Here is a 19,955-nt window from a genome sequence, read left to right as displayed (position 1 = left end):
GAGCAAATAGAAAGCAGTTGAAGCCCTAAGTTGTGACGCTTTGCACGTAATACACGCTTCATCTAGTCAAGGTACATTTGCTCAGTTAGTCTCAGGACAAACCAAATTTCTGAGTTTAGGCGTTTCTAGACTCAACAAATGTTTATTAAGGATTTAAAAATGGCTGAAGCAGCACCTCAAGAAGCACAACAAAACTTCGCAATTCAACGCATCTTCCTAAAAGACGTTTCTTTCGAAGCGCCAAACTCTCCAGTAATCTTCCAAAAAGAATGGAACCCAGACGTTAAACTAGACCTAGACACTCAAAGCCGTGAGCTTGGTGAAGGCGTTTACGAAGTGGTTCTACGTCTAACTGTGACTGTGAAGAACGAAGAAGAAACTGCGTTCCTATGTGAAGTTCAACAAGGTGGTATCTTCACTGCTGAGCAAATGGAAGCTGGTCAACTAGCACATTGCCTAGGTGCATTCTGCCCGAACATCCTATTCCCTTACGCTCGTGAAACTATCTCAAGCCTAGTTGTTAAAGGTACATTCCCTCAGCTGAACCTAGCGCCAGTTAACTTCGACGCGCTATTCATGAACTACCTACAACAGCAAGCTCAACAAGGCGAAGCTCAAGCGTAATTCACGTTTTGTAAGTGACGAGCAGCCATAAGCGCTTTCGTCACCGACTCGAAGAAAATGCACATAGCGTCTACCATCCGATGCAATGTGCATTTTTTATTTCTGACAAAAGTTCCTAGTTCCTAATCCCTAGAGAGCGTAAAATCTGGTGATTATGAACTAGATTCTACTAGTAGAAAGACAATTAGGCGGTAGCATGACACAAGCAAATACAAGCAATGCTTACGGTAAAGACATCGCAATGACTGTAATTGGCGCAGGCTCATACGGTACTTCTCTAGCGATCTCCCTCGCGCGTAATGGTGCGAACGTTGTCCTTTGGGGACACGAGCCAGAGCACATGGCACGCTTAGAGGCGGATCGCGCGAACCACGCATTTTTACCAGGTGTTGATTTCCCAGAAAGCTTGATTATTGAATCGGATTTAGAAAAAGCCGTTCAAGCAAGCCGTGACTTGTTAGTTGTGGTTCCAAGCCATGTCTTTGGCATCGTGCTTAACAGCTGCAAACCGTTCCTGCGTGAAGATTCGCGTATCTGTTGGGCAACCAAAGGTCTTGAACCTGAAACTGGCCGACTACTCAAAGACGTCGCATACGACATCATCGGTGAGAACTACTCGCTGGCCGTTCTATCTGGCCCAACGTTCGCGAAAGAGCTCGCGATGGGTCTACCAACTGCGATTTCCGTTGCCTCTCCAGATGCAGAGTTCGTGGCGGATCTGCAAGAGAAAATCCACTGTAGCAAAACCTTCCGCGTGTACGCGAACAACGACTTCATCGGCATGCAACTTGGCGGTGCAGTGAAAAACGTTATCGCAATTGGCGCAGGTATGTCAGACGGCATCGGTTTTGGTGCAAACGCACGTACTGCGTTAATTACCCGTGGCTTGGCTGAAATGAGCCGCCTTGGCGCTGCACTTGGTGCCAAACCAGAAACCTTCATGGGTATGGCTGGTTTAGGTGACTTGGTTCTTACGTGTACTGACAACCAGTCACGTAACCGCCGCTTTGGTTTAGCTCTCGGTCAAGGTAAAGACGTTGACACGGCACAAGAAGAAATTGGCCAAGTCGTAGAAGGCTACCGCAACACGAAAGAAGTATGGATGCTCTCCCAACGCATGGGCGTTGAGATGCCGATTGTTGACCAAATTTATCAAGTATTGTATCAAGGAAAAGATGCACGCCTGGCAGCGCAAGATTTACTTGCTCGTGACAAAAAAGCCGAAGGAAAGTAGCACTCTACGCACCTTCGCACCTCATCTGAGAAGAATAGAAGTTGTCGGGTCACGGAAGAACCACTCAGGATATTGAGAATGAAACACTGCGAAAAACAAAAAGTCTGGAACAAAATTGTCTCAGAAGCCCGTGAAATGTCAGAGCAAGAGCCTATGTTGGCGAGCTTTTACCACGCTACCATCATCAAGCATGAAAGTTTGTGTGCGGCACTGAGTTACATTTTGGCCAACAAATTAAACACGGCGTCGATGCCAGCAATGGCCGTTCGTGAAGTGGTCGAAGAGGCATTTGCCGCAGACCCTACCATTACGGATTTTGCTGCGTGTGACATTTGTGCGACGGTCAACCGCGACCCTGCTGTTTCCATGTACTCAATGCCATTATTGTATTTGAAAGGTTACCACGCGCTGCAAGGCTATCGCGTGGCAAACTGGTTGTGGAAACAAGGCCGTCATGCCCTCGCGACGTATTTGCAAAACCAAATTTCTGTGGCGTGTCAGGTAGACATTCACCCAGCAGCACGTATTGGTAGCGGCATCATGCTCGACCATGCGACGGGCATCGTGATCGGTGAAACAGCGGTGGTTGATAACGATGTGTCGATCCTGCAAGACGTCACCCTAGGTGGTACAGGTAAAGAGTGCGGCGATCGTCACCCGAAAATCCGTGAAGGCGTGATGATTGGTGCAGGTGCCAAAATTCTTGGTAATATCGAAGTGGGCGAAGGGGCGAAAATCGGCTCTTGCTCCGTAGTATTGCAAGCGGTGCCACCGCACACAACCGTGGCGGGCGTACCCGCGAAAATCGTCGGTCGACCAAAAACAGACAAACCGTCTCTCGATATGGACCAAGGCTTTAACGGTAAATCACAAAGCTTTATCCATGGAGATGGCATTTAACCGTCTTCTGATCCTTTGACAATAATGTGGTAGGTAACTCTCAAGTGCGAAAACAAAATCACCCAGTGCTCCGCTCGGCTATTTTATTAACTTGTGCTTTATCTGCCACCTATCCCCTCTCTTCTTTCGCCGCAAGTCAGCAAGAGCTCAAAGGCGTTTCCAGCGAAATCAATCGCCAAAAGAAGGCGTTAACCTCGCAAGAGAAACAGCTTAACGAGCTGCAAAAATCGCTCAAAGACCAAGAGCTTGGCATTTCTAAGCTGGAGCGAGAAATCAAGCAAACTAAAGCCGACCTTGCTCAAGCAGACAAGAACATCAATAAACTGGAAGAGAAAATCTCCTTGCAAGAAGCCCAGCGCCAAGCACAAGAGGAAGAGCTCAAGCAGTTGCTGCAAACGTATTACGTGACCGAGCGAGCGAAAGCGAATGGGCACTTATTGAATCAAGGCGTAGAAGAAGATCGGATTAGCCAATACTTTCAGCACTTAGCCAAGGCTCGTGCCGAAGTGATTGATGCCATCACCAAAACCACTCAAGAGTTGGCGCACAACAAAAACCAACTTGAGCTAGAGAAAGAGCAGATCGAAACCCTGCTCAAGCAGCAATCAGAAAAGCGTACCGCACTGGCCAGTACGCAGTCGAATCGTAAGCAAACGCTGAACAAAATTCAGAGCAGCATTAAAAACGACAAACGTTACCTTGCTGAGCTACAACGCAATGAAACCCGTCTAAAAGCCGAGATTGCAAAAGCCGCCAAACGAAATGCAGTACCAATGGACGGGCTCGGCAAACAGCGCGGCAAACTACCATGGCCACTCAAAGGCAGTGTGTTACATAACTTCGGTACGCGTCAAACCGGACAAGTAAACTGGAAAGGTATGGTACTTTCCGCTAACTATGGTCAACAAGTTAAAGCGGTTTACCCTGGCACAGTCGTATTTGCAGAGTATTTAAGAGGTTACGGTTTAGTGGTGCTGCTTGATCACGGTAAAGGTGACATGACGCTTTACGGCTACAATCAAGCGTTAACCAAAAAAGAAGGCGATAAAGTCACCGCAGGCGAAGTGATAGCACTCGCTGGTGATACAGGTGGTCAAGACCGACCATCACTGTATTTCGAAATCCGCCGTAATAGTGAAGCACAGAGCCCGAAATCTTGGTTAAAGCGCTGATTATCTAACTTATTTACTTGTAATAAAAACAAAGGAGCCACTCGGCTCCTTTGTTGTATTCATATTTTGGAAAATGCTATGCGTAGTACGTTTCGACCGCATCAATAAATGCATTCACATCTTCTTTGCGTAAGGCATTAATACCCGCAGCTGCCTCTCGCCCACCACCTGTCGGAAACTGCCCACACACGGCAACAGCACCTTGTTTATTGTTCAATGGTGCACGGAGTGAAACTGTGTAAGTACCATCTGCGTTTTCTGTGAGTACCGCATGCGCAGAGTCTGGATTTTGGTTTGCCAGCCAGTTGCCATACACACCGCTGATTCGACGTGATGCGGCCGTGTTTGGTAGCTCAAACAACTTCAATGTGTCGCTTTCATGTGTGGCTGGTACCGCTTGCGCGGCATCCATGTCTTGTTGGTAAGCCGATTGCAATTGATAGTAAGGCGAGGCTTTATCTTCAATGACTTCGAATGGCGAAATATATTGAACCAACGCTCGGTATAAATCCGCAGGATGGAAATGAAGATCGTCGACTTTCGAGCCATAACCGTTGTAGTTGATTAATGTACCGAGCTCTTTTAACTGCGCTTTTTGCTCGTTATTAAGTCCGGCTTGATCCGCCAGCGCATCCGCTTTAGCAATCAAGTTATCACCGTAAGCAGCGGTGATCGCCCAAGTATGAAAGCGTCCTTCCAGCAACTTATCGACAATCAAAGCGGTACACATATTAGCGTCAAGATCGATGTGGGCATCCAAATTACCGTGTTGAGGAATGTCACCAGCTTTGTGGTGATCGGCGTAAAACACGTGCACGCCTTGAGCCAATGCTTGCTCTAAACCAGCCATGTTCTTTTCCATCGAAATGTCTAACACAGTCAGCTCATCACCCGCTTGCACGTCCACTTTTTCCACCAGCTTAATATCGCGCTTTACGCCGGTAATTAATTGGGAATCGATAGGGTCAGCCAAACGCAGTTGTAGAAGTGCGATGATGCCGTCTGCATCACCATTGAAGATGTCGTAATTCATTGAGCGATAGTTCCTTTATCGAGAGTCAATCCCTTGAACTAATCGAGGGAGATAGTCGTCTTATTGTGCGTAGCAAGTATGACAAGTCAACTCAAGGCGCGACTCGAAAATGAGAGTGACTCTCGAAATATTGAAGCAAGTGACCGATCAGCCCTGCAGTGTGCTGACTGCTTCTTCCAACAGCTGTAGTTGCTCCAAACCTTGTTCAGTCGCGACAGGTTTCACAACATTCAGCATCTGCAGCATCCCCTGCTTCACCATTTGCTCGGTAATGCTGGTTTTCGATGCCATTGCAGATTGGTAAGCTAACCAACCACAAGCGATCAAATGCAGCGTGCACACCAGTGATTTCAACTGCTCTTCATTCACATCCAGCAACTTCAAAGAAACAAACTCCTGCATAATCGCAATGAGGTTGGCTTGCAGCTTCTCTTGCACATCGATGTACTGCTCGTGCAGCTGTTCATCTCGTGACAAGATTTCTGGTAGGTTTGCGTAGAAAAAGCGGTATTTCCACATCAAGGTAAAAATAGAGTCTAGGTAGCTCTTCAGCATAGTCAGGCTCTCTTGTGAGCCTTGAATAGGGGTAAATCTTTCTAAAAGTTCTGCTGAATAAAGCGCAAAGATCTCACGAACGATTTCTTGCTTATTGCGGAAGTGGTAATACAGATTACCAGGGCTAATTTCGATGTGATCGGCAATGTGATTGGTGGTGATGTTGCGCTCACCATGTTGGTTGAACAACTCCAGTGCCGCGTAGACGATTTTGTCGCGCGTTTTCATTGTTATCGTATTCCCTCTTCATTAACGAATCGAGTATAGCGACTTCACCAACCTAGGTCGATAGAGGCTCCAAATACGGTAACATAACAGACCAGTTAAGATGCCAATCGAGTTGGCGACAAGGTCTAACCAAGAGGTTTGTCTGCCGACATAGCCTTGTAGCCACTCAATGACGGCGCTAAATAGCAAAATACCCATCGCCACCGCCCAACGTTGACGCCAACGCCACACGCAAAAGCAACCTAAAAACGCAAAGCCGCTGTACGCCATGGCGTGCTGCATTTTGTCGAGGTACGCAATATTGCCCCAGTCTTGTAGTTCACCTGAACTCAGAGATAAAAAAGCGATCAATATGGCGTAGCTCAAGATGACGAAACGTGCAGCCGTCAAGTTCATTGGATGTCCTTATGCAATTGGAAATGGAAAGGCCGTGACTTGATCAATGTGGTCACAGCCTAGCGCCAGCATGATCAAACGATCGATACCCAGCGCAACCCCTGCACAGTCTGGCAACCCTGCTTCCAGTGCAGAAATCAGATGATAATCGATCGTCTGCGGTTTTAAACCCATTTCGATACGCTTTGCGTTATCTTGTTCAAAGCGCGCTAATTGCTCTTTCGGATTGTCCAGTTCATGGAATCCGTTCGCCAACTCTATCCCCTTAAAGTACACTTCAAAACGATCCGCGACGCGATGATCTTGAGGATTGATTTTTGCGAGCGCCGCCTGTGACGCAGGGAAGTCGTACACAAAAGCCGGCACATCCTGACCAATTTTGTTTTCTACTCCCACGCTAAATAACAGTTGCAGCAACGTATCGCGATCTTCTTCTGGCTCAGCAATGTCACTCAAGCCCAGCTTGCTTGCCGCCGCTTTCAGCTCAGTCATCGAGCCTTCTAGTGGACACACACCCAACACATCAATGAAGGCTTGTTGATACGTCATGCGCTGCGCTGCGCCACACTTCAATACCAGTTGCAACAGGTCATCCATTTCATCCATCAATTTATGATGGTCAAAGCCAACGCGATACCACTCCAACATCGTAAACTCGGGGTTGTGGTATCGACCATTTTCTTCGTTACGAAACGCTTTATTGATTTGATAAATACAACCACTGCCCGCTGCCAAAAGGCGCTTCATATGGAATTCTGGGCTGGTCATAAAGAACAGCTTACTGCCATCAGCGTAACCAGGGCCAACAAACTCGGTTTGAAAAGTATGCAAATGAATGTCCGTCACGGTCGCGTGGCTCATCGCTGGCGTGTCCACTTCCATCACCTGTCGCTCGGCAAAGAATTGACGAATGGCGGCGATTAACGTCGCACGTTGACGAAGTTGCTCAATGGAAGCGGTAGGTTGCCAGTTGGTTTGCATAATAAGTCTCTCAAAACTCTAATTTAGCGCGTAAAAAACCCATTCTACATGCTTTTCACGGTTCGACGAGAGGGGAATTTCCCTTCTCTATTTTCCCGCCACATTGTTTAAATTTGAAGCAAGCAATACTCGTGCTGCAGTACAAAAAACATTCGAAATAAAACCTATTATCAATGACAGTAATGTCGGGTAACACTCATTTAACATTCATGGATATGACGTTTGAGTTTCAAATGTTTCGTGCCGTGATAGCAGTCACATAACCTATAAATTCTATGCCCTTAAGTGCATTACCGAAGCAAAAACCCAATTACATCAATTTTTCTGCCATGTGGCTCATCTACACTAACCCTACTACTTTTGGGGAGTTCTTTTAAAAGAGCGCCTCGCAATCACAATAACAAGCGGATTTCCGCAATCACACACTGGAGGATAACTGTGCAAATTATCACCACAGATATCGCAGTCATCGGCGCAGGCGGCGCTGGTCTTCGTACTGCTATTGCAGCGGCTGAAGCAAACCCTGACTTAGAAGTCGCTCTGATTTCTAAAGTTTATCCAATGCGCTCCCACACGGTCGCTGCAGAGGGTGGCTCAGCAGCAGTTATCAAGGATGAAGATAGCTTAGACAACCACTTCAACGACACTGTTGGCGGTGGTGACTGGCTATGTGAACAGGATGTTGTTGAATACTTTGTAGAGAACGCGACTCGCGAAATGATCCAAATGGAGCAATGGGGTTGCCCATGGAGTCGTAAAGAGAACGGTGAAGTCAACGTACGCCGCTTTGGTGGTATGAAGGTTGAACGTACTTGGTTCGCTGCAGACAAAACTGGCTTCCACATGCTTCATACGCTATTCCAGACATCAATGAAGTACAGCAACATCAAACGTTTTGATGAGTACTTTGTGTTGGATCTGCTTGTTGATGAAGGCGAAGTTCAAGGTCTGATTGCTATTCACATGTCTGAAGGCGAGCTTGTTACTATCAAAGCAAAATCTGTTGTTCTAGCAACAGGTGGCGCGGGCCGTGTTTACCACTGTAACACCAACGGCGGTATCGTAACGGGCGATGGTATGGCAATGGCTTACCGTCACGGCGTTCCTCTACGTGATATGGAATTCGTTCAATACCACCCAACAGGTCTTCCTGGCACAGGTATCCTGATGACGGAAGGTTGTCGTGGTGAAGGCGGTATCATCGTTAACAAGAACGGCTACCGTTACCTACAAGATTACGGCATGGGCCCTGAAACTCCAGTTGGCCAACCGAAGAACAAATACATGGAACTGGGTCCTCGTGACAAAGTTTCTCAAGCTTTCTGGCACGAACAACAGAAAGGCAACACCATCAAACACCCACTGGGTGACGTGGTGCACCTAGACCTTCGCCACCTTGGTGAAGAGTACCTACAAGAGCGTCTACCGTTCATCTGTGAGCTAGCAAAAGCTTACGTAAACGTGGACCCTGCAAAAGAGCCGATTCCAATTCGTCCAACCGTTCACTACACCATGGGTGGTATTGAAACGGACGGCGGCTGTGAAACTCGCATTAAAGGCCTATTCGCGGTTGGTGAATGTGCGTCTGTTGGTCTTCACGGTGCAAACCGTCTAGGTTCTAACTCACTGGCTGAATTCGTGGTATTTGGCCGCGTAGCTGGTGAAAACGCAGTGAAACGTGCGGCAGAATTCAAAGGCTGGAACGACGCGGCAATTGACGCGCAAGTAAAAGCCGTTGAAGAACGCATCGCGAAACTGATGAACCAAGAAGGCGACGAAAACTGGGCAGAGATCCGCACAGAAATGGGTCACACCATGGAAGCGGGCTGTGGTATCTACCGCCAAGAAGATTTGATGCAAGCGACTATCGACAAAATCACTGAGTTGAAAGAACGCTACAAACGCATCAGCATCAAAGACAAAGGTAAAGTGTTCAACACAGACCTTCTATATGCAATCGAAGTGGGTTACGGCCTAGAAGTCGCTGAAGCGATGGTTCACTCTGCGATTCTACGTAAAGAATCTCGCGGCGCGCACCAACGTCTAGACGATGGTTGTACAGAGCGTGATGACGTGAACTTCCTAAAACACTCACTTGCTTTCTACAAACCAGATTCAGCACCAAGTATCGATTACAGCAATGTGACCATCACTAAGTCACAACCAAAAGCTCGTCTATACGGTGAAGCAGCAGAAAAAGCAGCGGCTGAAGAGAAGAACGCAGAGGAGCAAGCATAATGTCAGCAAATCGCATTCAAAAAGTAGACATCCTGCGTTACGACCCAGAAAAAGATGCAGAACCATACAAGCAAACATTCGAAGTACCATTCGATGAAACCATGTCTGTGCTTGACGCACTTGGCTACATCAAAGATCACCTAGACAAAGATCTGTCTTACCGTTGGTCTTGCCGTATGGCGATCTGTGGTTCTTGCGGCATCATGGTGAACAACGTACCGAAACTTGCTTGTAAGAGCTTCCTACGTGACTACCCAGACGGCGTGACTATCGAGCCTCTAGCAAACTTCCCAATCGAGAAAGACTTGATTGTTGATATGACACCGTTTATCGAACGTCTTGAAGCAATCAAACCATACATCATTGGTAACGACCGTAAACCAGAAGACGGTACGAACTTGCAAACGCCAGAACAGATGGCGAAATACAAGCAGTTCGCTGGCTGTATCAACTGTGGTCTGTGCTACGCAGCATGTCCTCAGTTTGGTCTAAACCCAGAGTTCATCGGTCCTGCGGCACTAACACTAGCGCACCGCTACAACCTAGACAGCCGTGACAACGGTAAAGATGAGCGTATGAAGCTTATCAACGGTGAAAACGGTGCTTGGGGTTGTACGTTTGTTGGTTACTGTTCTGAAGTTTGTCCGAAGAATGTTGACCCAGCAGCGGCAGTAAACCAAGGCAAAGTGGAGTCTTCTATGGACTTCGTGATTGCTATGTTGAAACCTCAGGAGGCATAAGGATGAGCAACCGTAAACCTTACGTTCGTGAAGTAAAACGCACTTGGTGGAAGAACCATCCTTTCTACCGCTTCTACATGCTACGTGAAGCGACTGTGCTTCCTTTGATCCTATTCACTCTGTTCCTAACTTTCGGTTTAGGTTGCTTGGTGAAAGGTCCTGAAGCTTGGCAAGGTTGGTTAGCGTTCATGGCGAACCCAATTGTAGTCGCAATCAACATCGTTGCACTGCTAGGTAGCCTATTCCACGCTCAAACTTTCTTCAGCATGATGCCACAAGTAATGCCAATTCGTTTGAAAGGCAAACCAGTGGACAAGAAAATCATCGTATTGACTCAGTGGGCCGCTGTTGCGTTCATCTCACTGATCGTTCTCATCGTGGTGTAAGGAGCTGAGCAATGAAACCGAATTATAGTGTAAACACATCACCAAAACGTTCTGATGAGCCAATCTGGTGGGGTCTGTTTGGTGCGGGCGGTACTTGGTTCGCGATGCTGACGCCAATCACTGTTCTTGTGCTAGGTATCTTGGTACCACTAGGCGTGATTGACGCAGAAGCGATGAGCTACGAGCGTGTCTCTGCATTCGCAACCAGCATCATCGGTGCGCTATTCATCATTGGCACGCTAGCATTGCCAATGTGGCATGCAATGCACCGTGTACACCACGGCATGCACGACCTTAAATTCCACACTGGTGTGATTGGTAAAGTAGCATGTTACGCATTTGCAGGCTTAATCACTGCACTAGCAGTTATCTTTATCTTCATGATTTAAGAGACTGACCCAAAAGAAAAAGCTGGCTCAATGCCAGCTTTTTTATTGCTTTGGGTTACCAATGATCTTTTTGCTTTTTAAGCTTTTGACCACCCATGATCTTATTGCTGTGTGACCTTCTTTGTTTGGTCCATAAGACCAAGAGCACCAAAGCCAGTAATCACATCTAAGTTCGTTTTCAAGCCCGTTTCGTCACTTCCACCGATGTAGTTTTGTGGCATCTGAACTTGGAAGTTTTGCAAGTTGTTGTACAACGAGTTCGCTACGTCTCGATTCAATTCCGCCAAGTAAACTTCACGGTTTGCTCCTAACGCCGCATACTTACCTTTTAGAACTTCAGATTCTGCGCGACCTTTCGCTAATATCGCTTTCGCTTCAAACTCTGCGGAAAGTGCGTTTGCTTTTTGAATCGCTAAGTTAGCCTCGGCAATTGCCAACTCTTTCTCTTTCTCAACTTCTGCAAGTCGTTTGGTTTTTTCCACTTCGACGATTTCACGTTCCGCGATTTGGCGCGCAACCTCGACCTCTTTTTGCTGTGAAATAATCGCCAACTCTTTCTGACGCTGTGCATCTTGCACTTCACGAGTACGTTGAATTTCTTTCCGTAACTGCTCCGTTTCCGCCTGTGCTTTCGACGTTTCTTGTTCCTGAATCGCACGAATGCGATCTGCCACTAAACGCTTTTTATCCGCCAGCAATTGGTCGAGCTGTTTCTCTGGTTGTGGATCACCAATGGTCACCTGCGTTACCTGAATACCGTATTGTTGCAACGGGTTATCTTGACGAATCGGTTGCCCGGTTTTGTCTACGACTGGCACCGTTTTCCAAACCAGCTGATTGGTACGTTGCAATTGGTTCGCGTTAGCCTGATTAGCCCCAACAGGCGCAAGGTCTAGTTCTTCCACTTCAACCTGACGTCGCTCTGTAAGATAAATTCCCTCTCGCAACTGATCGCCAAGTTTCGATTTGAACTGGTTCAAACCACCTTGGAAAAACTCTTCTCCGGTGTATTGCGTAGCGGTAATCACTGTCACGTTACGCGCATTTTTCACAAGCAGCGCGTCGATCAAGTTGTTGTTATTGCGAAACTCACGATGCATCTTTTTTAGAGCTTCTGGATCGTTACTCAATTTAAAGCGGAACGTCACCGGTATTTGACCAATATAGGTATCAGCGAAACGAACTTGAACCGAATCAAGACGTTGGTAAAAGTCTTCACCCTTGCTGTTACCAAAAGACACAGTGATCACTTGATCGTACTTAGTGATTTTGGATAGAAACGGCATCCGGAAATGAATACCAGGTTCAGTAAACACATCCAACTCACCAGTGATGTTGTTTTGATGCACATAACTATAGCCAGCATCTGTCATCAAAACCGAACTGTTGATCGTTAAACCTACAGCCAATAAAGGCACACCAATCAATGCCGCTTTTATCCCGCGATGAAGCAACTGACGTCGTTCTTCTACTTTTAAGCCTTGTCCTAAGCTTCTGCTTTCCATGTTTTTCTCCTTATTATTTCGGCTGTCATTGAGTTAAATCGATGAATATCAAGCTGCTATGCAACTCGCTGACAACAGGTGTTAATGTATCAAATTGTTACATTAAGAAATAATCGAAAGATTCATGAAATTAATGCGATTTTTACGAATAATACAAAATCAATAGGAATATGCGGTGAGCTTCGTATTTCGCTGAAAAGCAGTAGAAAAGGAAAATTGCGGGCAATAAAAAAGGCCGCCGAAGCGACCTTTCTCAGAGAAGTATTAATTACTTCACACGACCTACGTATTCACCAGTACGAGTGTCAACTTTGATCACTTCGCCAATTGCGATGAATAGTGGAACACGAACAACAGCGCCAGTTGCTAGTGTAGCTGGTTTACCACCAGTACCTTGAGTATCACCTTTCAGACCTGGATCAGTATCTGTAACTTCTAGCTCAACGAAGTTTGGTGGAGTAACGGTAATTGGGTTACCGTTCCAAAGAGTGATCATACAAGTGTTGTTTTCTACCAACCACTTAGCGTTTTCACCTACCGCTTTCGCGTCAGCTGCGATCTGTTCGAACGTTTCATTGTTCATAAAGTGGTAGAATTCGCCGTCTGAATATAGATAATCTAGGTCGATATCCATTACGTCTGCCACTTCACAAGTGTCACCAGACTTGAATGTTTTCTCTAGCACTTTACCAGAAAGAAGTTTACGAATTTTCACGCGGTTGAACGCTTGGCCTTTACCTGGTTTAACGTATTCGTTTTCCAGAATTACACAAGGCTCATTATCAAGCATTAACTTAAGACCGCCTTTAAATTCATTGGTGCTAACTGTAGCCATTTTTTCCTCTTACATTCTTAGAGCTAAATTCCAATGCCGCACATAATAACCCGAAAAGTCGATTCTGTTGAGCAAAACTGGCTCAAACAGTTGGCGAATGGGATCTCTGATCCTGCAAAATTGCTCGAAATACTGGAAATAGATCCCTCACCGTGGCAAGACGGGTTTGCCGCACGCAAGCTGTTTGCACAGCGTGTACCGCAAAGTTTTGTCGATAGGATGGAAAAAGGCAATCCTAAAGACCCTCTTTTGCGTCAGGTTTTACCCTTGAGTGACGAGTTTGAAGTGCATGCAGGCTATTCCAATGATCCTCTTGACGAACAGGACAATGCGATCCCGGGATTGCTGCATAAATACAAAAACCGAGTGCTGATGATCGTCAAAGGCGGCTGTGCGGTGAATTGCCGTTATTGCTTCCGTCGTCACTTCCCATATCAAGAGAACAAGAGCGGCAAACAAGCTTGGAGCCAGTGCATCGAATACATGTCGGAAAAACCAGAGCTCAATGAGGTGATTTTCTCTGGCGGTGATCCATTAATGGCAAAAGACGATGAGATTCATTGGCTGCTGGAACACATTGCTAAGATTCCGCACATCAAACGTCTGCGCATTCACAGCCGTTTGCCTGTAGTGATCCCAGCTCGAATCACAGATGAGCTGTGTCAGTTGCTAAAAGCGTCACGCTTGCAAATTATCCTTGTTACGCACATCAACCATGCTAATGAGATTAACGATGAGCTGCGCCAGGCAATGAAAAAACTAAAAGAAGCCAATGTCACCCTGCTAAACCAGGGAGTTTTACTAAGAGGCGTTAATGATTCCGTTGATGCCCTGAGCCAGCTCAGCGAGGCCCTGTTCGATGCTGGGATCCTGCCGTATTACTTGCACGTGCTAGACAAAGTCCAGGGAGCGGCCCACTTTATGGTCGATGACGAACGAGCCCGACAACTAATGGCAGGCTTATTAGAAAACGTCTCTGGCTACCTGATCCCGACCCTCACCCGTGAAATCGGCGGCCGAAAAAGCAAAACGCCGCTCGACCTACACCTCGCATAACCATCTATAACCCCTACAAATCATGAGATTTTGTGTCGGTCGAGGCACAAAATCTTACGATTTCTCTCTAATTTTTGTTTATTTTCAGAAAACTCAATAAAAAAGACACCAAACCGTTCTAAAACATTTAAGTCTCATGTAGTCTCTGCCGCCTAGATTATTTGCGACACAAAATATGGAATAAGAATCACACTATTGTGATGAAAAATGGTCGAGTTTACGACATCCATATTCAACCAAACTGAAGATGAAAGACGTTAAGAACGGTAGCCAGTAAACGTGAAGTCTACGCAATGGTAAATGCCTTCATCGCCTTTAAGACAGCCCTGCGGAAAGTTAACCAGTCCACCAGAAAGTATTGCAGCAACCATTACCTAGCTGAAACCGATGATTCGGGACATAACCAAGCATTCTGTCGACCAGGCCAACGCCTCACTTAACGGTTTACGCAGCGAAATCTCAACCGTTACCAAAGCATGGAAGAAAGGACTGAATCGGTCAAAGAGAGACCTTTTCCTGCGAACACTTATCATTCAATCTTGCCGCACTGAGCAACAGTGCCGAAGAAAACCGATTATCTACTAAGGACGCACAACAAGGGGTTGAAGAGCGGAAACGCAAGGCTACTGCGCTACGCGACGTTGTGCATCTATTTACACTTTAACTTCAACCAACAAGAAGAAAAAACTCATAACAGGAGATATCCTTTGAAACTGAAACTTAGCCTAACTGCACTGGCTCTGATGGGCCAAACAGCCGCACATGCCGCTCCTCTGCTAGTTGATTTTGATGACAGCGAGCGCGAAGAGCGCGTTCAGGCGAGCAACGCTTGGCTGGAAATTGATACTCAGGCATTTTCAAATAATATTCAGTTGCTTCAGAAGGATCTAAAGGGCAACACTCAGATCTGTGCCATCATGAAGGCTGACGCATACGGTAACGGTATCGCAGGCTTGATGCCTAGCATCATCGCAAACAACGTTGCATGTGTGGGTATCACCAGTAATGAAGAAGCTCGCGTAGTGCGTGAGCATGGCTTCGAAGGCAAGATCATGCGTGTCCGTGCGGCTAGCCGCAACGAAATTGAAAACGGCGTACAGTACGAAATCGAAGAGCTGATTGGCACTAAGATGCAGGCGGATCAAATCATCGAGATTGCATACAACTACAATACCGTTATTCCTGTTCACCTTGCTCTGAATACTTCAGGCATGGGTCGTAATGGTCTGGATCTGACAACGTATGAAGGTCAGGTTGAAGGTGTGGAAATCGCAAGCGATCCTAACCTAAAAATCGTAGGTATGATGACCCACTTCCCGAATGAAGGTCTTGATGAAATCCGCCGCAAGGTTGACCGTTTCAAAGTAGAAACAAAGTGGCTAATGGACAGCGCAGGTCTGAAACGTAAAGACATCACACTGCACGTGGCTAACTCTTACATCACGCTAAATCTGCCTGAAGCACATCTGGATATGGTTCGTCCTGGCGGCATGCTGTACGGTGATTACCCTGCAACCCTACCTTACGAGCGCATCGTGTCTTTCAAAACACGCGTAGCATCACTGCACTTCTTCCCTGCAGGCAGCACAATCGGCTACGGCAGCACTAAAGTTTTAGAGCGTGACTCTATCCTGGCTAACCTGCCTATCGGCTACTCAGACGGTTTCGCCCGTTCACTAAGCAACAAAGCTGACGTTCTGATCAACGGTCAGCGTGCTCGCGTAATGGGTAAAGCGTCAATGAACACTACTATGGTTGATGTCACTGACATCATTGGTGTTCAGGCAAACGACGAAGTAGTTGTATTTGGCCGCCAAGGCTTTGAAGAAATCACAGCAGAAGAAACCGAAGAGAAAAGCGGTCGTATTCTGCCTGAGCACTACACTATCTGGGGTGCAACTAACCCTCGCATTTACCGTTAAACGGCAAGTGCAATAATCACCAAGGCCAGTCTCATACTGGCCTTTTTTATGTCTATTGTTTAATAAAGTCATTCCATCAAAACGATAAAATAAGATCATCGCCAATTTGATCGTTTTTGCTCACCATTTGGCTCATCGTCGCGCTCCAAACCAGAAGCAGATGTTCAATGTAAATTTGTCGACACGAACGATCCTTTTTGTTCGCTTTGCAGGATAAGTCTATGCATACTCCGCTGCTTTGGAGGTCAAGATGCATACAACATTCGAACAAATTTTCGATCTTGGCCCATTCAGTTGGCCTGCCCTATTTTGCTGTGCCATCAATGGGTTAATGATTGGCATAGAACGCCAAACCCGTGGTAAACCAGTAGGTATTCGCACAGCAATTCTCATTATTTCAGGCACCTACCTGTTTATGTCGATGGCAGTGTCGTTATCACCAAACACGCTCGACCAAGCTCGTGTGCTTGGTCAGATAATTACTGGCGTCGGCTTCTTGGGTGCAGGCGTGATGATGACGCTGGATGGCAAAATCCATGGCGTCACTTCGGCAGCCGTCATTTGGGTACTGGCAGGGCTCGGTTTGATGATCGGCCTCGGTTACTTAATGCAATCGGTCGTGATTACCTTGCTTGCGTTGAGCGTTCTGCTTGGCGTGGATAAAGCCGAAAACCGTATAAAGGCGTTACGTCGCGGTGTTCATCAAAAAATTCAGCAGCGCAAAACCTCCTCTCGCTTGATCAAATAAGAGAATGGTTGGCCTGTTTCAATTTCCCAATAAAAAAGCCCGCGAACATCGCGGGCTTTTTGGTATCTGGCTTTCGCTAAGATTATTTAGCGAAGTTGATGATAGGGAAACATTTGAAGAAGCCGTTATCCGCACAGTTCAGCAGACCAATTTGCACGCCATCGATTTGGTCTGTCATGTTGAAGAAGCCAAGTTGGAAGTTAGACTTTTTAGAAATACTCGCCAGACCAACGTCTGCCATGGTGTAACCTTCTGAGTAGTTCACCGCACTCCAGTTTAGGCCTTTCACGTTGTTCGTGATGTTTACCGCACCAAAGTTCACACCGGTTGTTTGGCCTTGGTTCCAGTTAACCAAACCAAGTGACGCACCTTTCATTTCTTGGTTTACTTTCGCTGCCCCAAAGAACAGACCGAAGTTCACACCCGTAGTACGGTCAGTTTCAGACATACCTAGAACTGAGAAGTCGACGCCTTTTACTTCGTTTACTTGGCCATGCAGTACCGCCAAACGAACACCACCAACAGCAGAGTTTGATGGAGCGTTAGTATGGTCGATCGTTGAAAACATCACAGGGGTGCTGTTCGCAAGAGCAACAGGTGATGCGATAGTGGCTGCAACAGCCAATGACGTCATAAGCTTTTTCATTTTTATCTCCATGATGGTAAGCAGTAATTTACAACATAGTGTAATGTTCAGATTTTGCGCTATTCGGACACAAAAAGTGTTAGCAATAGGTCATATTTAACAATCTGACTATCCTAGAAAAAATTCATCTCAGTTATTTTTCTGTTTTTCCACTGACGCTGCCGGAACGCATCCCTCACAATTCACATCTTCTTTTACCTGCCCTGAAAAATGCACAGTGGGCAAACACCAGACGCAAAAAAGCCGAGGTTCACACCTCGGCTTTTTGTTCTACTCGGCTTGGAATAGCGCGGGATGATTACATCATGCCCATGCCACCCATACCGCCCATACCACCCATGTCAGGCATGCCTGCACTTTCTTTTTGTGGTAGGTCAGTTACCATCGCTTCTGTTGTGATCATTAGACCAGCGACAGACGCTGCAAATTGTAGAGCGCTACGAGTTACTTTAGTTGGGTCTAGGATACCCATCTCTAGCATGTCGCCGTATTCACCCGTCGCGGCGTTGTAGCCGTAAGAACCTTCACCCGCTTTCACGTTGTTCGCAACAACAGAGTCTTCGTCACCTGCGTTCTTCGTGATTTGACGGATTGGCGCTTCCATTGCGCGAAGCGCAACGCGGATACCAACGTTTTGTTCTTCGTTGTCGCCTTCTAGGTCAACAATCTTAGATGCAGCGCGGATTAGTGCAACACCACCACCAGCAACTACGCCTTCTTCAACCGCTGCGCGAGTCGCGTGTAGCGCGTCTTCTACGCGGTCTTTTTTCTCTTTCATTTCAACTTCAGTCGCTGCACCCACTTTGATTACTGCAACACCGCCAGCCAGTTTAGCAACACGCTCTTGTAGTTTCTCTTTGTCGTAGTCTGAAGTTGCGTCTTCGATTTGTTGACGAATTTGAGCAACGCGGCCTTGGATCATCGCTTCTTCACCCGCACCATCGATGATGGTTGAGTTTTCTTTCGTGATGCTTACGCGCTTAGCCTGACCTAGATCTTCAAGCGTTACTTTTTCTAGTTCTAGACCGATTTCTTCAGAAATCACAGTACCGCCAGTTAGGATAGCGATGTCTTGTAGCATTGCTTTACGACGGTCACCAAAACCAGGCGCTTTAACCGCAGCAACTTTCACGATGCCACGCATGTTGTTCACAACCAATGTCGCTAGTGCTTCGCCTTCTACGTCTTCTGCGATGATTAGCAGTGGACGAGATGCTTTTGCTACTGCTTCTAGAGTTGGTAGAAGCTCACGGATGTTTGAGATCTTCTTATCAACTAGAAGGATGAATGGGTTTTCTAGCTCAACGCTGCCCGCTTCTTGGTTGTTGATGAAGTAAGGAGATAGGTAACCGCGGTCGAACTGCATACCTTCTACTACGTCTAGCTCGTCTTGTAGAGCCTGACCTTCTTCAACAGTGATAACACCGTCGCGGCCAACGCGTTCCATTGCTTCAGCAATGATGTTACCTACGCTTGCGTCAGAGTTCGCAGAGATAGTACCAACCTGTGCGATTGCTTTGGTGTCGTTACACTCAACAGAAAGCTCTTTTAGTTGCTCTACTGCCGCTGCAACAGCTTTGTCGATACCGCGCTTAAGATCCATTGGGTTCATACCCGCTGCAACTGCTTTTAGACCTTCATTTACGATTGCTTGCGCTAGTACGGTTGCTGTTGTTGTACCGTCACCCGCAGCGTCGTTTGCTTTAGACGCTACTTCTTTAACCATTTGCGCGCCCATGTTCTGGAACTTGTCTTCCAGCTCAATTTCACGCGCTACAGATACACCGTCTTTAGTGATGGTTGGAGCACCGAAAGATTTATCTAGAACTACGTTACGACCTTTAGGACCCAGTGTTACTTTCACTGCGTCAGCCAGAACGTTTACACCTTCTAGCATCTTAACTCGTGCGTCATTACCAAATTTAACGTCTTTAGCAGCCATCTTTGATTTCCTTTCTAAAATTCTTTGTGTTTGATTTTCAATTTGAATCTGAGCAAAAAATTACTCAATGATTGCTATTATTCAACGATCGCCATGATGTCGTTTTCAGACATGACAAGCACTTCTTTACCGTCGATTTTTTCAGTTTTAGTGCCGTAACCTTCAGCGAAGATAACGGTGTCACCAACTTTTACGTCTAGCGGTAGTACTGTGCCGTTTTCTAGGATGCGGCCTTTACCTACAGCTAGAACAACACCGCGAGTTGATTTTTCCGCAGCAGAACCAGTAAGAACGATGCCACCAGCAGACTTAGATTCAACTTCTTTACGTTCAACGATAACTCGGTCATGTAATGGACGAATGTTCATCGGTCGTCTCTCCTGAAAATTTCCATGTTTATTTGATAATTACCCGCGTTGGGGCAC

20 protein-coding genes are annotated in these 19,955 nt (G+C 46.6%); 11 read left to right on the top strand and 9 right to left on the bottom strand.

Features of this window, described 5'->3' with window-relative positions; all coding sequences use genetic code 11:
* Positions 1-159: 159 nt before the first annotated feature.
* From secB to OU793_RS16375, 4 genes are all read left to right on the top strand, one after another.
* A complete protein-coding gene (gene secB / locus OU793_RS16390; protein ID WP_005456911.1) occupies positions 160-624 on the top strand; it encodes a protein-export chaperone SecB in 465 nt (154 codons plus the stop codon).
* A 196-nt stretch (positions 625-820) separates the two neighbouring features.
* Positions 821-1,858 (top strand): NAD(P)H-dependent glycerol-3-phosphate dehydrogenase, encoded by a 1,038-nt coding sequence (gpsA, locus tag OU793_RS16385; RefSeq protein ID WP_031819247.1) that lies wholly within the window; start codon positions 821-823, stop codon positions 1,856-1,858.
* Positions 1,859-1,936: 78 nt separating this feature from the next.
* Positions 1,937-2,758, top strand: a complete 822-nt coding sequence (cysE, locus tag OU793_RS16380; protein ID WP_005496472.1) for a serine O-acetyltransferase — start codon at positions 1,937-1,939, stop codon at positions 2,756-2,758.
* Positions 2,759-2,784: 26 nt separating this feature from the next.
* On the top strand, positions 2,785-3,930 hold the full coding sequence (locus tag OU793_RS16375; RefSeq protein ID WP_193237446.1) for a murein hydrolase activator EnvC: 1,146 nt from the start codon (positions 2,785-2,787) through the stop codon (positions 3,928-3,930).
* Positions 3,931-4,006: 76 nt separating this feature from the next.
* On the opposite strand, the gene OU793_RS16370 is transcribed toward OU793_RS16375, so the two are convergent.
* From OU793_RS16370 to epmA, 4 genes are all read right to left on the bottom strand, one after another.
* On the bottom strand, positions 4,007-4,963 hold the full coding sequence (locus tag OU793_RS16370) for an acetyltransferase (RefSeq protein ID WP_025521616.1): 957 nt from the start codon (positions 4,961-4,963) through the stop codon (positions 4,007-4,009).
* Positions 4,964-5,110: 147 nt separating this feature from the next.
* Entirely contained in the window at positions 5,111-5,746 is a 636-nt protein-coding gene (locus OU793_RS16365) for a TetR/AcrR family transcriptional regulator (RefSeq protein WP_140103665.1), read from the bottom strand.
* Between the two features lie 21 nt (positions 5,747-5,767).
* Positions 5,768-6,142, bottom strand: coding sequence for a VanZ family protein (locus tag OU793_RS16360; RefSeq protein WP_020904523.1), 375 nt, complete (start codon positions 6,140-6,142; stop codon positions 5,768-5,770).
* 9 nt (positions 6,143-6,151) lie between these two features.
* Positions 6,152-7,123, bottom strand: a complete 972-nt coding sequence (gene epmA, locus OU793_RS16355) for an elongation factor P--(R)-beta-lysine ligase (RefSeq protein ID WP_140103664.1) — start codon at positions 7,121-7,123, stop codon at positions 6,152-6,154.
* 438 nt (positions 7,124-7,561) lie between these two features.
* Here epmA and frdA point away from each other — a divergent pair, with 438 nt between their 5' ends.
* From frdA to frdD, 4 genes are read left to right on the top strand one after another with little or no spacing between them, the layout of a single operon-like run.
* A complete protein-coding gene (frdA, locus tag OU793_RS16350) occupies positions 7,562-9,361 on the top strand; it encodes a fumarate reductase (quinol) flavoprotein subunit (protein WP_005496469.1) in 1,800 nt (599 codons plus the stop codon).
* Positions 9,361-10,101, top strand: a complete 741-nt coding sequence (locus tag OU793_RS16345; protein ID WP_005456956.1) for a succinate dehydrogenase/fumarate reductase iron-sulfur subunit — start codon at positions 9,361-9,363, stop codon at positions 10,099-10,101. The genes frdA and OU793_RS16345 overlap by 1 nt, the downstream gene beginning before the upstream one ends.
* A 2-nt stretch (positions 10,102-10,103) precedes the next feature.
* Positions 10,104-10,487, top strand: coding sequence for a fumarate reductase subunit FrdC (frdC, locus tag OU793_RS16340; protein WP_005381491.1), 384 nt, complete (start codon positions 10,104-10,106; stop codon positions 10,485-10,487).
* 11 nt (positions 10,488-10,498) lie between these two features.
* Complete coding sequence (frdD, locus tag OU793_RS16335) at positions 10,499-10,876, top strand: fumarate reductase subunit FrdD (RefSeq protein WP_005456924.1); 378 nt, start codon at positions 10,499-10,501, stop codon at positions 10,874-10,876.
* A 101-nt stretch (positions 10,877-10,977) separates the two neighbouring features.
* Here the strand turns inward: frdD and OU793_RS16330 are convergent, their stop codons facing one another.
* Together OU793_RS16330 and efp are read right to left on the bottom strand one after the other, a co-directional pair.
* The gene (locus tag OU793_RS16330) at positions 10,978-12,381 is read right to left on the bottom strand and encodes an SPFH domain-containing protein (protein ID WP_005456928.1); all 1,404 of its coding nucleotides are present in this window, start codon (positions 12,379-12,381) and stop codon (positions 10,978-10,980) included.
* Positions 12,382-12,649: 268 nt separating this feature from the next.
* Positions 12,650-13,216, bottom strand: a complete 567-nt coding sequence (efp, locus tag OU793_RS16325; RefSeq protein ID WP_005456976.1) for an elongation factor P — start codon at positions 13,214-13,216, stop codon at positions 12,650-12,652.
* A 33-nt stretch (positions 13,217-13,249) separates the two neighbouring features.
* Between efp and epmB the strand changes: the two genes are divergently transcribed.
* The 3 genes from epmB to OU793_RS16310 all read left to right on the top strand — a co-directional run bounded on the left by epmB (position 13,250) and on the right by OU793_RS16310 (position 16,942).
* On the top strand, positions 13,250-14,272 hold the full coding sequence (gene epmB, locus OU793_RS16320) for an EF-P beta-lysylation protein EpmB (protein WP_159404018.1): 1,023 nt from the start codon (positions 13,250-13,252) through the stop codon (positions 14,270-14,272).
* 707 nt (positions 14,273-14,979) lie between these two features.
* Positions 14,980-16,194, top strand: coding sequence for an alanine racemase (alr, locus tag OU793_RS16315; protein ID WP_025578418.1), 1,215 nt, complete (start codon positions 14,980-14,982; stop codon positions 16,192-16,194).
* A 250-nt stretch (positions 16,195-16,444) separates the two neighbouring features.
* Entirely contained in the window at positions 16,445-16,942 is a 498-nt protein-coding gene (locus OU793_RS16310) for an MgtC/SapB family protein (RefSeq protein WP_005482203.1), read from the top strand.
* Between the two features lie 82 nt (positions 16,943-17,024).
* Here OU793_RS16310 and OU793_RS16305 read toward each other — a convergent pair whose 3' ends face one another.
* From OU793_RS16305 to OU793_RS16295, 3 genes are all read right to left on the bottom strand, one after another.
* Entirely contained in the window at positions 17,025-17,588 is a 564-nt protein-coding gene (locus tag OU793_RS16305) for a hypothetical protein (protein WP_005457036.1), read from the bottom strand.
* Between the two features lie 298 nt (positions 17,589-17,886).
* Complete coding sequence (gene groL / locus OU793_RS16300; RefSeq protein WP_005482180.1) at positions 17,887-19,530, bottom strand: chaperonin GroEL; 1,644 nt, start codon at positions 19,528-19,530, stop codon at positions 17,887-17,889.
* A 77-nt stretch (positions 19,531-19,607) separates the two neighbouring features.
* On the bottom strand, positions 19,608-19,898 hold the full coding sequence (locus OU793_RS16295) for a co-chaperone GroES (RefSeq protein WP_005381516.1): 291 nt from the start codon (positions 19,896-19,898) through the stop codon (positions 19,608-19,610).
* Between the last annotated feature and the right edge of the window lie 57 nt (positions 19,899-19,955).

It is taken from the genome of Vibrio sp. VP6, assembly GCF_028823755.1.
GTDB lineage: Bacteria > Pseudomonadota > Gammaproteobacteria > Enterobacterales > Vibrionaceae > Vibrio > Vibrio parahaemolyticus.
Note: the sequence above shows the minus strand (reverse complement) of the source record. Positions and strands in the feature narration are given on the sequence as shown.